Consider the following 13,200-nt stretch of genomic DNA (forward strand, 5'->3'; position numbering starts at 1 on the left):
GCCCGCACCCGACGATCATCAGGGGCGCGGGGAACTGCGCGAGAACCCCCCACGGGCCCGCACCCGACGATCATCAGGGGCGCGGGGAACTGCGCGAGAACCCCCCACGGGCCCGCACCCGACGATCATCAGGGGCGCGGGGAACTGCGCGAAATCCCCCCACGGGCCCGCACCCGACAACCATCAGGGGCGCGGGGAACTGCGCGAGAACCCCCCGCCCACCCGCACCCCAAAAACAACCCCCCTGCCAAGCCGTCCGCTAAGACACAAGCATGCGCAGCAACAGATCCCGCAGAGCCACCCGCTCCCCCTCCGACAACCCCGCAAGCGGCTCACGAGCAAACCGCAAAGACTCCCGAAGACTCCGAGCCACCCGCCGCCCCTCAGCCGTCGCCGCAGCGACCTTGACCCGCCGGTCAGCGGGATCGGCCCGCCGTTCGACGAGCCCCCGCGACTCCAGCCGGTCCACGATCCCCGTCACATTCGACGGCTCGCACTTCAGCCGCTGCGCAAGCCTCCGCATGGGCAACGGCTCCAGCGACAGCAACCCCAGCAGCCGCGCCTGCGCCCCGGTCAGCGCATGCTCACCCGCCGCGGTCTCGTACTCCTCGTGATAGCGGGCGACGACCGACCCGATGAGGTCGACGACCTCCATGGTCAGTTCGTCGGGTCGAGGGGTCCGGTTCGGCGTGTCGTGCGGTGTGGCCATGCCATCCAGCCTAACGGGTTACTTGACATCCTGAAATATTCAGGCGCATGGTTGTTTCAGGTACTGAAGTATTCAGGAAGGTCACCCCCATGTCCGAGACCCCCACCCTCCCCGCCGTCAGCCGTGAGTGGCACCTGCTCAGCCGCCCGGTCGGCTGGCCGAAGCCCGAGGACTTCGCCCTGGTGGAGGCGGAGATCCGGCAGCCCGGCCCGGACGAGGTACTGGTCCGGAACAAGTACCTCTCCGTGGACCCGTACATGCGCGGCCGCATGAGCGCCGCCAAGTCCTACGTCGCCCCCTTCGAGCTGGGCAAGGTGATGCAGGGCGGAGCCGTCGGCGAGGTCGTCGCCTCGAACATCGACGGCATCGCCCCCGGCGACCACGTCCTGCACTTCGGCGGCTGGCGCGAGTACGCCACCGTCGGCGCCGCCCAGACCGTCAAGGTCGACGCGGACGCCGCGCCCCTGTCCACGTACCTCGGTGTGCTCGGCATGACCGGCCTCACCGCCTACGCGGGCCTGCTGCGCACCGCCTCCTTCAAGGAGGGCGACTCGGTCTTCGTCTCCGGCGCGGCCGGCGCCGTCGGCAGCCAGGTCGGCCAGATCGCCAAGCTCAAGGGCGCCTCCCGGGTCATCGGCTCGGCCGGCTCGGACGACAAGGTCAAGCTGCTGGTCGAGGAGTACGGCTTCGACGCGGCCTTCAACTACAAGAACGGACCCGTCTCCGAGCAACTCAAGGCGGCCGCCCCGGACGGTGTCGACGTCTACTTCGACAACGTGGGCGGCGACCACCTGGAGGCCGCGATCGGGCGGCTCAACCGGGACGGCCGGATCGCGGTCTGCGGAATGATCTCGGTCTACAACAACACCGAGGCCGCCCCCGGCCCGCGCAACCTCGCCCGGTTGATCCAGACCCGCGGCCGGATCGAGGGCTTCCTGGTGGGCGACCACTACGACCTCCAGGGGCAGTTCGTCCAGGAGGTGGGCCCCTGGGTCGCCTCGGGCGCGCTGAAGTACCGCGAGACGGTCGTCGAGGGCATCGAGAACAACCTGGAGGCGTTCTTCGGCGTCCTGCGCGGCGACAACATCGGAAAGATGATCGTCAAGCTCTGACCCTGGCCGGCGCTTTCCGGTATGCGGTAACTTCCTTCCGAAACCGCCGTCGATCGTGGGCGCGAGTCGACGGCGGACCGAGAAGGAGAGACACCGCATGTCCATCCAGCAGACCGATGTCCTGTACACGGCCGTCGCCACCGCCGAGAACGGCCGCGACGGCCGTGTCGCCACCGACGACGGCCGCCTCGACGTCGTCGTGAACCCGCCGGCGGCGATGGGCGGCAGCGGCGACGGCACCAACCCGGAGCAGCTGTTCGCGGCCGGCTACAGCGCCTGCTTCCAGGGCGCCCTGGGCGTCGTCGCCCGCCAGGAGAAGGCCGACATCTCCGGTTCGACCGTCACCGCGAAGGTCGGCATCGGCAGGAACGACGACGGCTTCGGCCTGATCGTGGAGATCTCCGCGACCATCCCGAACGTCGACGCGGAGACCGCCCGCACCCTGCTGAAGAAGGCTCACGAGGTCTGCCCGTACTCGAAGGCGACCCGCGGCAACATCACGGTGACCCTGGCCTGAGCAGCGCCCGCACCACACCAGGGCGGCCCGCGCACGACCAGGCGGCACCCCGGACCGACCCGGGGTTCCGCCTGTGTCGTTCAGACCGCCAGCGCCGCCCGGTGCACCGCCCGCACCAGCCGTACGTTCTCCGGGGCGGCCCCGCCGGGGAAGGCGCACCGGCGCCGGGTGTAGCCGTAGGCCAGCCCGCTGCGGGGGTCGGCGAAGCCCTGGGAGCCGCCCGCGCCGCTGTGCCCGAAGGCGCCCGCGCCGAGGAACGGGTACCAGACGTCCGCGGTCGCCTGGAAGCCCAGGCCGAACGCCTTGTGCGCCCGCGCCACCAGGTCGTGGCCGACCGAGTGGATCTGCCCGACCTCGCTGATCGTGTCCGGCTTCAGCAGCGGAGGCCGCCCGTCCACCTCGCTGATCGCCGCCGCGTACATCCCGGCCAGCCCGCGCGCCGCGGCCACCCCGCCCGCCGAGGCCGGCCCCTTGGCGCGCACGGTACGGGAGTTGGCGTGGTCCACCAGCTCGCCCGGCTCGGGCACATGGGTGTTGAAGGCGATCGAGGCGAGCGTGTGCGGGCCGGTCGGCGCCGCGTCCAGCAGCGCCTGCTGCTCGGGCGTCGGCGCCATCGGCAGCACCGAACGGAACCGGGGTTCCAGCGCGGCCGGCAGCCCCAGGAAGAAGTCCAGCCCGTACGGGGAGCGCACCCGCTCCTCGTACACCTCCTGGAGGGTGCGGCCGGTGGCCCGCCGGACGACCTCGCCGGTGAGCGCGCCGATGACCAGCGCGTGATACCCGAAGGCGGTGCCCGGCCGCCAGAACGGCCGCTGGTCGGCGAGGCGTTCGGCGATGACCCGGTCGTCGGCCAGCTCCTCGGCGGTGAACCCGGCGTCCAGGCCCACCAGGCCCGCCCGGTGCGCGAGCAGGTCGCGCAGGGTCAGCGCGCCCTTGCCCTCGGCCCCGAACTCGGGCCAGTAGTAGGTCACCTTGCGGTCCAGTTCCAGGGTGCCGTCCTGCACGAGGAGGGCGACCACCAGATGCGCGGCCCCCTTGGTGGAGGAGAACACGCCGTACAGGGACTCCCCGTCGGCGCCGTCCCCGGTCCACAGGTCGACGACCCTGCGGCCGTGGACGTACGCACACAACTGGCCCTCGTGGTCGGGCCGTTCCGTCGCCACGAACGCGGCGAACTCCTCACGCACCGCCTCGAACCCGTCCGCGACGATGCCGTGGATCTCCAGCGTCATCCGTACTCCTCGTTGTCGACCGGCCGCTGTGCGCGTGTGCCTCGGTGAACGATGCCCCGACCGGCCGGAACCGATTCTCTCCCGGGCGGGTCCCGGCGGGCTGAAGAGGGCGGTCACCCGGCCGCGCACGTGTACCTCCTCGGTGGCTTCCTGAGATCGGTACGGCGAGGTGTGCCCGTTCGACTCAACTCCGGTGAGCGGGAGTTGGTGCCGACAATGCCCCGGATGGCGTATCCGGGGCGGCCCCGGGCGGGCATCCTGGGGGCGACGGTGCCCGAGCCGAGGAGAGCCCATGGCGACGATCCCGCCGCTGCCCGGCAGGGACGACGTACCGCGCATGGCACCCAGCACCACCGGCATCACCGGCCGGTTGCCGGACACGGCCGGCAACCGGCGGGCGCCGGGCTCACCGCGGGCGTCCTGCTCGCCCCGGCCCCCGTACTGCGCTCGGCGGCCGACGCCCTGCGCGACGGCCGCCCCGAACGGCGGCCGTCCCGCCCACCGCCGAGCCGGGGGTGGTGGCGGTGGCGGCGGGGTGATCCACGCCGCGGACCTGTCCGTGCCGACCGATAGGCTTCGAACATGCGCGATCTTGGGGTGGGTTTCGGCTATCTCCTGAAGGGCCAGCGATGGATGGCCCTGCACGGCAGGCAGTACGGCTTCGGGCTGCTGCCCGGTCTGATCACACTCGTCCTCTACCTGGCGGCGCTCGTCTCGCTGGCCGTGTGGGGCGACTCCTTCGTCAGCTGGGCGACCCCGTTCGCCGACGACTGGTCGAGCCCTTGGTCCGGGCTGTTCCGGGGCTTCCTCACGGCCGTCCTCTTCGTCCTCGCCCTGCTGCTGTCCGTGCTGACCTTCACCGCGGTCACCCTCCTGATCGGCCAGCCCTTCTACGAGAACCTCTCCGAGAAGGTCGACCGGGACGTCTCCCCGGACGGCACCGCCCCCGAGTCCGGGCTGCCGCTCCTGCGCGAACTGTGGATCTCGGGCCGGGACAGCCTGCGCATCCTGGTCCGCGCCGCGCTCTGGGGCGTGCTGCTCTTCGCCCTCGGCTTCGTCCCGGTCGTCGGGCAGACGGTCGTCCCCGTGGTCGGGTTGCTCGTCACCGGTTTCTTCCTCACCGAGGAGCTCGCCGCGGTGGCCATGCAGCGCCGCGGGGTCGAACTCCGCGACCGACTGGCCCTGCTGCGCGCCCGCAGGACGCTCGTCTGGGGCTTCGGCACACCCCTGGCCGTGACCTTCCTGGTGCCGTTCGTCGCGGTGTTCCTGATGCCGGGCGCGGTCGCCGGCGCCACCCTCATGGCCCGTGACCTCCTCGGCGAGGAGATCGGGGAGGCCGACGGCAAGGTCGAGGGAGCGGACGTCGGCGCGTGGCCGGCGCGCTGACCGCCGCCGTCAGGATCGTGCGCGGCTGGGCGGCGATGACCGCCCGGTCGCACACGGACCCCGCACCGGAGGGCGGCCCGCCTCCCCGGTTCAGGGCACCGGAACCCCCCGCGCCGCCTCGCGCAGCGCCGCCAGGAACGCCGTCCCGGCCGGAGTGAGCGAGCGGCCCCGCGCGGTCGCCGCGTACACCGCCCGTGCGGGCGCCTCCTCGTCGAGGACGGGTACGAGGGCGATGTCCGGGCGTACCGAGGCCGCCGCCAGCGCCGGGACCAGCGCCACCCCGAGGCCCGCCGCGACGTAACCCTGCTTGGCGGTCCACTCGCCGACGACATGCGCCACCCGCGGCCTGAAGCCCTGGCGCAGGGCCGCGTCCAGCAGAGTTCCCTCGGGGCGCGGGCTCCCGGAGATCCAGTCGGCGCCGGCCAGCCGGGAGAGCGGGACCGGGCCGCCGCCGGCCAGTTCATGGCCCGCGGGGAGCGCCACGTACAGCGACTCGTCCAGCAGATGGTGCAGTGCGTGGGCGTCCAGGTGCGCGCCGCCCGTCGTCGAGACCACGGCCAGATCGAGGTGACCGGCGGTCAGCCGGTCCAGCAGGACCGGGGTCAGGCCCTCCTCGCGGGAGACCAGGACGCCCGGGTGGCGGGCCCGGAAGGCGGCCAGGGCCAGCGGCACCAGGGCCGCGTCGGCGGTGGCGAAGGCGCCGAACCGCAGCCGCCCGCCCGCCGCCTCCCGCAGCTCCGCCAGCTCCCGCACGGCCCCGTGCAGCGCCTCGGTGACCGTCTGCGCGTACGGCAGGAGGATCCGCCCGGCCTCGGTCGGCCGCACACCCCTCGGCAGCCGGTCGAAGAGCGGGGCGCCGCCCAGCGCCCCCTCCAGCGAGGAGATCTGCCGGGACACCGCGGACTGGGTCCAGCCCAGGTTCCGCGCGGCGACGGTGAAGGAGCCGTGCCGGGCCACCTCCAGGAAGACCCGCAGCCAGACCGACGACAGACCCGGGTCATGATGATGCTGATGCGGCATGGCTGCCATGCTAGACATTCGCTTGTCGCATCGATCGGCCGGACCTAGCGTCGACGTCATGCAGAAGATCGCCTTCCTGGGGCTCGGCCGTATGGGCGCCCCGATGGCCCGTCGACTCCTGGGCGCCGGGCACCCGTTGACCGTCTGGAACCGTACGGCGGCCAGGGCCGCGCCGCTCGCCGCCGAGGGCGCCGCGGTGGCCGCGACCCCGGCCGGGGCGGTGCGGGACGCGGACGTCGTCATCACGATGCTCAGCGGCCCCGAGGCCCTGGCCGCCGTCGCGGACGCGGCCGTGCCCGCACTCCGGCCGGGAACCCACTGGATCGACATGTCGACCGTCGGCCCGGTGGCGGTGCGTGACCTCGCCGCCCGCCTCGGCACCGGAGCCACCCTCGTCGACGCGCCCGTGATGGGCAGCACCGACCGGGCCGCCACCGGCGGGCTGAGGATTCTCGCCGGCGGCGAGGCGGACGGCGTCGCCGGGGTGCTGGGCCGGCTCGGCGAGGTCAGCCGCACCGGCCCGCCCGGCACCGGAGCCGCGCTGAAACTCGTCCTCAACGCGGCCGCCGTCGGCGGGGTCGCCCTGGTCGCGGAGTCCCTGCGGCTCGCCGACGCCCTGGGCCTCGACGACACCGTCGCCCGCCGCGCCCTCGCCGACGGCCCGCTCGGCGGGGCCGTCGCCCGCGCCTTCGCCGAGGGTGTGCACTTCCGCACCGGCCTCGCCGTGAAGGACCTCGCCCTGGCCACCGGGACGGCCCGACTGCCCGCCCTGGAGGCCGTACTGGAGCAGTACCGCACCGCGGGCGTCCCCGACGCCGACATCTCCGCGGCCGCGGACCGCATACGCACCGGGAGCATCGCATGAAGGTCACACTCGACAACCCCGCGGGCGCCCCGAAGCCCTACAGCCCCGCCTACTCGCAGGTGGCGCGGGTCGAAGGCGCCGACGGCGGCGTGCTGTTGTTCGTCTCCGGCCAGATCGCGCCGGGGGAGACCCTGGCGGAACAGAGCCGCGGGATCTTTGAGATCCTCGACGCCCTCCTCGGCGCGCACGGCGCGACCCTGGCCGACATCATCAACATCCGCACCTACCTGACCGACATCTCCCGACTGGCCGAGTACGCCGCGGTACGACGGGAGTCGATCACCGGCACGCCGCCCACCAGCATGACCTTCGAGGTGCCGAGGCTGTTCCGGCCCGAGGCGCTGATCGAGATCGAGGTGGTGGCCGCGCTCACTCCTCGCCCAGCAGGCTGAGGAAGTCCCGGAACGCGCCCGGCATGTCCACCGACTCCGGGTCCAGCAGCCACTGGTACTGCAGTCCGTCCATGACGGCCACGAGCAGCGGCGCGGCGCGTTCCGGGGTGAGCCCGCTCGGCAGCCGGTCGCCGTACTCGGCGCGCAGCACCTCCGCCATGCCGGCGCGGACGCGGGTGTAGCGCCCGGTGAAGTACTCGCGCGCCGGATGCCCGTCGGTGACGCTCTCGCCGAGCAGCGCGGAGAAGGTCTGGATGATGGCGGGCCGCATCGCGTTGTACTCCACGAGCGAGACGAGCAGGTCGATCCGCCACCGGGTGTCCGGCAGCGCGTCCCACTGGTCCCGCTCCTGGAGCACCGCGACCAGCAGGGCGTCCTTCGTCGGGAAGTGGTGCAGCAGTCCCTGCTGGGTCAGCCCCACCCGCTCCGCGACCGCCGCCAGGCTGGCCCCCCGGTACCCGCGCTCGGCGATCACCTCAAGGGCCGCGCGCACGATCTCCGCTCGGCGCTCCTCACTCCTGACCCTCGCGTTCATGGCGTCACCGTACGACATCCGTGTGCGGTAAATATTACAGACAGATAACGAAACCTACCGGTCAACAGGTGGCCGATGCAGGATGGAGACACAGCACGGACTCACCGAGGAGGCACCGCCATGGCGGGAACCCGCACCCAGGCCGACGAAGCGCGCGAGGCGGTGGTCGAGGCGGCCCTGGCCCGGCTCGGCCTCGACGCCAAGACCCGGCTCCTCGCCGGCCAGGACATGTGGACCCTGCCCGCCCTGCCCGAGATCGGTCTGGCCTCCCTCGTCATGTCCGACGGCCCGATCGGCGTCCGCGGCACGCGCTGGAGCGCCGACGACCCCTCCGTGGCGCTGCCCTCCCCGACCGCGCTCGCCGCCACCTGGGACCCCTCGCTCGCCCACCGGGCCGGCGTCCTGCTCGCCCAGGAGGCCCGCCGCAAGGGCGTCCACGTCCTGCTCGCCCCCACCGTCAACCTGCACCGCTCCCCGCTCGGCGGACGGCACTTCGAGGCCTACAGCGAGGACCCGTACCTCACCGGCCGGATCGGCGCGGCCTATGTGAACGGCGTCCAGTCCGGCGGCGTCGGCACCACCGTCAAGCACTTCGTCGCCAACGACGCCGAGACCGACCGCTTCACCGTGAACAACACGGTCGGCGAACGCGCCCTGCGCGAGCTGTACCTGGCGCCCTTCGAGGCCGTCGTCGCGGGCGCCCGCCCCTGGGGCATCATGACCGCCTACAACTCGGTCGGCGGCACCACCATGACCGAGCACCACCACCTGGTGAACGAGGTCCTGCGCGGCGAATGGGGCTTCGACGGCTTCAACGTCTCCGACTGGATGGCCGCCCGCTCCACCACCGGCGCCGTCGAGGGCGGCCTCGACGTCGCCATGCCCGGCCCGGACACCGTCTACGGCACCGCCCTCGCCGCCGCCGTACGGGCCGGCGAGGTCGCCGAGGCCCTGGTCGACGACGCCGTGCGCAACGTGCTGCGGCTGGCCGCCCGGGTGGGCGCCCTGGAGGGCGCGGAGCCCGCCGTGAGCGAGCCGCCCGCCCCCGTCGACGGCGAGGCGCTGGCCCGCGAGATCGCCCGCCGCTCCTTCGTCCTGGTCCGCAACCGGGGCGCCCTCCCGCTGCCGGCCGGCGGCACCGTGGCCCTGATCGGCGCCGCCGCCCGCGACGCCCGCGTCCTCGGCGGCGGCTCCGCGACCGTCTTCCCTGCGCGGATCGTCTCCCCGCTCGACGGCCTCGCCGCCGCCCTCCCCGAGGGCAGCCTCACCTACGCCCTCGGCGCCGACCCCGCCACCGAACTCGCCGTCGCCGAAAAGGGGTTCACCCTGCGGGCCGTCTGCCGCGACACCGACGGCCACGTCCTCGCCACCACCGCCACCCCCAACGGCCAGATCCAGTGGCTGGGTTCGGACCTCCCCGACGGCGTCACCCACGACCGTCTGCACACCGTCGAGTTGACCGGCACCTTCACCCCCCGCGAGACCGGCCCGCACACCTTCGGCATCAAGGGCCTCGGCCCCTTCACCCTCACCGTCGCCGGCACCGCCTTCTACGACGGCGTCCAGGGCGCCGAGGGCTCCGACCCCTTCATCTCCTTCTTCGGGGCCCCCGAGCCGCGCGCCGTGGCCGAACTGACCGCGGGGGAGACGGTCGAGGTCTCCCTCACCCACACCGTGCGCATCCCCGAGAACGCCCCGGTCCGGGCCGTCGGCTTCGCCCTCGCCCACCAGGAGCCGCAGCGCGACCCCGACGAACTCATCGCCGAGGCCGTCGAGGCGGCCCGCGCCGCCGACACGGCCGTGGTCGTGGTCGCCACCACCGACCGGGTCGAGTCCGAGGGCTTCGACCGCACCGACCTGTTCCTCCCCGGCCGCCAGGACGACCTCGTACGCGCCGTCGCCGCCGTCAACCCCCGGACCGTCGTGGTCGTCAACTCCGGCTCCCCGGTGGAACTTCCCTGGCGCGAGGAGGTGGCCGCGGTCCTGCTCGGCTGGTTCCCCGGCCAGGAGGGCGGCGCCGCCCTCGCGGACGTCCTCACCGGTGCCGAGGAGCCCGGCGGCCGGCTCCCCACCACCTGGGGCGCCCTCGCCGACGCCCCGGTCACCCAGGTGGTCCCCGAGAACGGCGAACTGGCCTACACCGAGGGCGTCTTCATCGGCTACCGCGCCTGGGAGAAGGCCGGCCGCACCCCCTCGTACCCCTTCGGGCACGGCCTCGGCTACACCGAGTGGGCCTACCGGTCGCTGGAGCTCGACGGCCGGACCGCGAAGATCCGCGTCCAGAACACCGGCGACCGCACCGGACGCGAGGTCGTACAGGTCTACCTGGCCCCGGCCGAGCCCGACGCCGAACGCCCGGCCCGGATCCTGGCCGGATTCGCCCAGGTGACCGCGGAACCCGGGCAGACCGTGGAGGCCGTCGTGGAGATCCCGGACCGCGCCTTCGAGATCTGGGACGAGAAGGCCGGATCGTGGTCATGTGTGAAGGGTTCGTACGAGATCCAGGCGGGAAGTTCTCTCGCAGACCGCAGGGTCACCGGGACGATTAACGTCTGATCAGGGCCGCAGGCCCCCATGAACAGCCCCGGTCCGGGACCTGACGCCCCGGACCGGGGCTCACTCACGCGCGACGCCGCCCCGCGCGGTCCACGGGGCGGCCTCTCGGGCGGTGTCGGCCGGCTAGCGGGCGGTGAAGGCGTACACCGTCTCCGAGCGGTAGACCTCGCCCGGCCGCAGCACCGTGCTCGGGAACTCCGGACGGTTGGGGGAGTCGGGGAAGTGCTGGGTCTCCAGCGCGATGCCGTCCCCGGGCGCGAAGGGGTCCGACAGATGGTCCGCGGTGTACAGCTGGAGGCCGGGCTCGGTCGTCGACACCGTCATCACCCGCCCGGACGCCGGGTCGTGCAGCTCGGCCACCTCCTCGGGGGCCGCCGTCACACCCTTGTCGAGGACGAAGTTGTGGTCGTAGCCGGTGCCCACCTTGCGCCCGGCGCGGAAGTCGAAGCGGGTGCCCTCGACGGAGTCGACGCCGGTCGGGATCAGATGCTCGTCCACCGGCGTGAACCGGGAGGCGGCCAGGCGCAGTTCATGCCCGCCCGCGCTCCCCGACCGGGCCCCCGACAGATTGAAGTAGCCGTGGTTCGTCAGGTTCACCACGGTCGGCGCGTCCGTCACCGCCCCGTAGACGATCCGCAGCGCGCCGTCCGCGTCCAGCGTGTACTCCGCCGTCAGCTCCAGCCGCCCGGGGAAGCCCTCCTCGCCGTGCGCCGAGACCCGGCTCAGCCGCACCCCGTGCTCCACCGGCTCCGCGTCCCACACCCGCCGGTCGAAACCCAGCTCGCCGCCGTGCAGACAGTTCGGCCCGTCGTTGCGGGGCAGGTCGTACGTCACCTCGTCCAGGGTGAACCGGCCGCCCGCGATCCGGTTGGCGTACCGCCCCACCAGCGCCCCGAAGTACGGCCCCGGGTGCGCGGGGTACCCCGCGAGGTCGTCGAAGCCCAGCACCACGTTCCGGGGCACCCCGTCCCGGTCCGGGACCTCCAGCGACTGCACGATCCCGCCGTACGTCAGCACCCGCACCCGCACACCGGCCCGCTCCAGGGTCCAGCGGTGCACGGCCGTTCCGTCGGAAAGTGTGCCGAAGAGTTCGTTCATGTGCGGAACTTTAGGTCACCCGGACTTCGCCGTGACCGTCCGGTAGGCGATCTCGGCCAGCCTGGCCTGCCCGTCGATACTCGGGTGGAACCAGTCCCAGCGGCTCAGCTGCTGTGTCCCGAACCGGTACGCGTACACCGCGCCCCCGTCGAACCGACACCGCCGGTCCTCGGCGCACACGTCCTTCAGCACCGTGTTGTAGTCCTCGACCCGCTTCCGCACCGTCTCCCGGCGCTGCGTGGCCGCCGCGTCCAGCGCGTCCGGGTCACCGAGCATCGAAGGACAGACACCGAGCTGCCACACCTGCTTGCCCAGCGCGCTGGTCCGCCCCTGCGACCACAGCCGCTTCAGGTCCGGCACGCTCGCCACGTACACCTGCGCCTTCGGCAGCGCCCCGCGCAGCGTCCGCATCGCCTCCTCGAACTGCGCGCGGAAGTCGGTCACCGGTGTCATCGCCGCGGTGGTGGCCCGGCAGGCGTCGTTCGCCCCGGCCATCACCGTCACCAGCTCCGGCCGGCGCAGGGCCGCCTGCGCCATCTGCCCGGCCAGATCGCCCATCCGGGCCCCGGTCACCGCGTAGTTCCAGCTCCGGGCGGCCGCCTCCCGCTCGCCCAGCAGCCGTACGGCGAGACTGTCCACCTGCTCGCTGCTGCCCGTCGCCCAGGACACCTCCGGGCAGTCCGACAGCACCGAGCAGGCATCGAAACCACGGGTGATGGAGTCGCCCACGGCCGCGACCGACTCCGGGCTGCGGTCCCACACCGGCGTCGGCGTGGGCTTCACCCGCCCGGTGCCCGTGCCGGCCGGCCCCGGCGCGTTCCCGCCGACGGCGTCACACCCCGTCAGACCCAGCACGGCCGCCGACAGCACGGCGAGCACGGCCAGTGAGCGGTGTCCGGTCTTCCGCATCCGCAGCTGATCCCTTCGTACTCGGCGACTGCCCCCTCCCATACAACGCGCGGGAGTTCCCGAGCGCGCGCGAAGGGGCCCTCCAGCCCCGTACAGGCGTCCTGCCGGGTGAATGGCAGGCGTTTCACGGCATCGGGACCGACGGTACGTCACACTCCTTGCGCCGCCGCACGGTAGCCTCGCCATCAACGTGGCTGCCCGCCACTGCCGTCCGACAGTTCGCAAGATGTCCCGCTCAGCCCGGAGGTCCCGGTGACGACACGTGGAGTTCTGTACGTGCACTCCGCGCCGCGCGCGCTGTGCCCACACGTCGAGTGGGCCGTCGCCGGGGTGCTCGGCACGCGCGTCAACCTCGACTGGATCCGGCAGCCCGCCGCACCCGGCACCTGGCGCTCGGAGTTCTCCTGGCAGGCCGAGGTGGGCACCGCCTCCAAACTCGCCTCCGCGCTGCGCGGCTGGCAGATGCTGCGCTTCGAGGTGACCGCCGAGCCCTGCCCCACCGCCGAGGGCGAGCGCTACAGCTGCACCCCCGACCTCGGCATCTTCCACGCCGTCACCGGCATCCACGGCGACATCCTGATCCCGGAGGACCGCCTGCGCGCGGCCCTGACCCGCAGCCAGCGCGGCGAAACGGACCTGGAAGCCGAACTCACCAAACTCCTCGGCAAGCCCTGGGACGACGAACTCGAACCCTTCAGATACGCAGGCGAGGGCGCCCCGGTCCGCTGGCTCCACCAGGTGGTCTGACAACCGTGGCCTGAAAACGCCGCGAGCTGCAACCCCCATGGCCGCGGGGCCGTATCGATGTGCGGCTCCCGCCGCGCGGGCGCGACCGGTCACTGAAAACGCCGCGAGCTGCAACTCCCCAG

Annotated in this window: 13 protein-coding genes; 7 read left to right on the forward strand and 6 right to left on the reverse strand. The window is 73.0% G+C overall.

Going from position 1 to position 13,200, the window contains the following annotated elements:
• Nucleotides 1-259 precede the first annotated feature (259 nt).
• The gene (locus ABT296_RS22795; protein WP_351930142.1) at nucleotides 260-709 is read right to left on the reverse strand and encodes a MarR family winged helix-turn-helix transcriptional regulator; all 450 of its coding nucleotides are present in this window, start codon (nucleotides 707-709) and stop codon (nucleotides 260-262) included.
• An 89-nt stretch (nucleotides 710-798) separates the two neighbouring features.
• Here ABT296_RS22795 and ABT296_RS22800 point away from each other — a divergent pair, with 89 nt between their 5' ends.
• Both ABT296_RS22800 and ABT296_RS22805 read left to right on the forward strand, forming a co-directional pair.
• Nucleotides 799-1,821, forward strand: a complete 1,023-nt coding sequence (locus ABT296_RS22800; RefSeq protein WP_351930144.1) for an NADP-dependent oxidoreductase — start codon at nucleotides 799-801, stop codon at nucleotides 1,819-1,821.
• Nucleotides 1,822-1,918: 97 nt separating this feature from the next.
• A complete protein-coding gene (locus ABT296_RS22805; RefSeq protein ID WP_351930146.1) occupies nucleotides 1,919-2,338 on the forward strand; it encodes an organic hydroperoxide resistance protein in 420 nt (139 codons plus the stop codon).
• 80 nt (nucleotides 2,339-2,418) lie between these two features.
• On the opposite strand, the gene ABT296_RS22810 is transcribed toward ABT296_RS22805, so the two are convergent.
• Nucleotides 2,419-3,570, reverse strand: a complete 1,152-nt coding sequence (locus tag ABT296_RS22810; protein WP_351930148.1) for a serine hydrolase domain-containing protein — start codon at nucleotides 3,568-3,570, stop codon at nucleotides 2,419-2,421.
• 582 nt (nucleotides 3,571-4,152) lie between these two features.
• On the opposite strand from ABT296_RS22810, the gene ABT296_RS22815 reads away from it, so the two are divergent.
• Entirely contained in the window at nucleotides 4,153-4,956 is an 804-nt protein-coding gene (locus ABT296_RS22815) for an EI24 domain-containing protein (protein WP_351930150.1), read from the forward strand.
• 90 nt (nucleotides 4,957-5,046) lie between these two features.
• On the opposite strand, the gene ABT296_RS22820 is transcribed toward ABT296_RS22815, so the two are convergent.
• The gene (locus tag ABT296_RS22820; protein ID WP_502977304.1) at nucleotides 5,047-5,985 is read right to left on the reverse strand and encodes a LysR family transcriptional regulator; all 939 of its coding nucleotides are present in this window, start codon (nucleotides 5,983-5,985) and stop codon (nucleotides 5,047-5,049) included.
• 49 nt (nucleotides 5,986-6,034) lie between these two features.
• Between ABT296_RS22820 and ABT296_RS22825 the strand changes: the two genes are divergently transcribed.
• Both ABT296_RS22825 and ABT296_RS22830 read left to right on the forward strand, forming a co-directional pair.
• The gene (locus ABT296_RS22825; RefSeq protein ID WP_351930154.1) at nucleotides 6,035-6,841 is read left to right on the forward strand and encodes an NAD(P)-dependent oxidoreductase; all 807 of its coding nucleotides are present in this window, start codon (nucleotides 6,035-6,037) and stop codon (nucleotides 6,839-6,841) included.
• Nucleotides 6,838-7,233, forward strand: a complete 396-nt coding sequence (locus ABT296_RS22830) for a RidA family protein (RefSeq protein WP_351930156.1) — start codon at nucleotides 6,838-6,840, stop codon at nucleotides 7,231-7,233. The genes ABT296_RS22825 and ABT296_RS22830 overlap by 4 nt, the downstream gene beginning before the upstream one ends.
• Here ABT296_RS22830 and ABT296_RS22835 read toward each other — a convergent pair.
• The gene (locus tag ABT296_RS22835; protein WP_351930158.1) at nucleotides 7,211-7,786 is read right to left on the reverse strand and encodes a TetR/AcrR family transcriptional regulator; all 576 of its coding nucleotides are present in this window, start codon (nucleotides 7,784-7,786) and stop codon (nucleotides 7,211-7,213) included. The two genes, ABT296_RS22830 and ABT296_RS22835, sit on opposite strands and share 23 nt — an antisense overlap.
• 102 nt (nucleotides 7,787-7,888) lie before the next feature.
• Here ABT296_RS22835 and ABT296_RS22840 point away from each other — a divergent pair, with 102 nt between their 5' ends.
• Nucleotides 7,889-10,324 carry a beta-glucosidase family protein gene (locus ABT296_RS22840; RefSeq protein ID WP_351930160.1) on the forward strand — a complete coding sequence of 812 codons (2,436 nt, stop codon included), beginning with the start codon at nucleotides 7,889-7,891 and terminating at the stop codon, nucleotides 10,322-10,324.
• Between the two features lie 123 nt (nucleotides 10,325-10,447).
• Here the strand turns inward: ABT296_RS22840 and ABT296_RS22845 are convergent, their stop codons facing one another.
• Entirely contained in the window at nucleotides 10,448-11,422 is a 975-nt protein-coding gene (locus tag ABT296_RS22845) for an aldose epimerase family protein (protein ID WP_351930161.1), read from the reverse strand.
• A 15-nt stretch (nucleotides 11,423-11,437) separates the two neighbouring features.
• Nucleotides 11,438-12,331: an SGNH/GDSL hydrolase family protein gene (locus ABT296_RS22850; RefSeq protein ID WP_351930163.1), complete on the reverse strand. Its 894-nt coding sequence runs from the start codon at nucleotides 12,329-12,331 to the stop codon at nucleotides 11,438-11,440.
• Between the two features lie 252 nt (nucleotides 12,332-12,583).
• On the opposite strand from ABT296_RS22850, the gene ABT296_RS22855 reads away from it, so the two are divergent.
• Nucleotides 12,584-13,078 carry a DUF3145 domain-containing protein gene (locus ABT296_RS22855; protein WP_351930165.1) on the forward strand — a complete coding sequence of 165 codons (495 nt, stop codon included), beginning with the start codon at nucleotides 12,584-12,586 and terminating at the stop codon, nucleotides 13,076-13,078.
• Nucleotides 13,079-13,200: the final 122 nt, after the last annotated feature.

This window comes from Streptomyces sp. NPDC000983 (assembly GCF_040299205.1).
GTDB lineage: Bacteria > Actinomycetota > Actinomycetes > Streptomycetales > Streptomycetaceae > Streptomyces.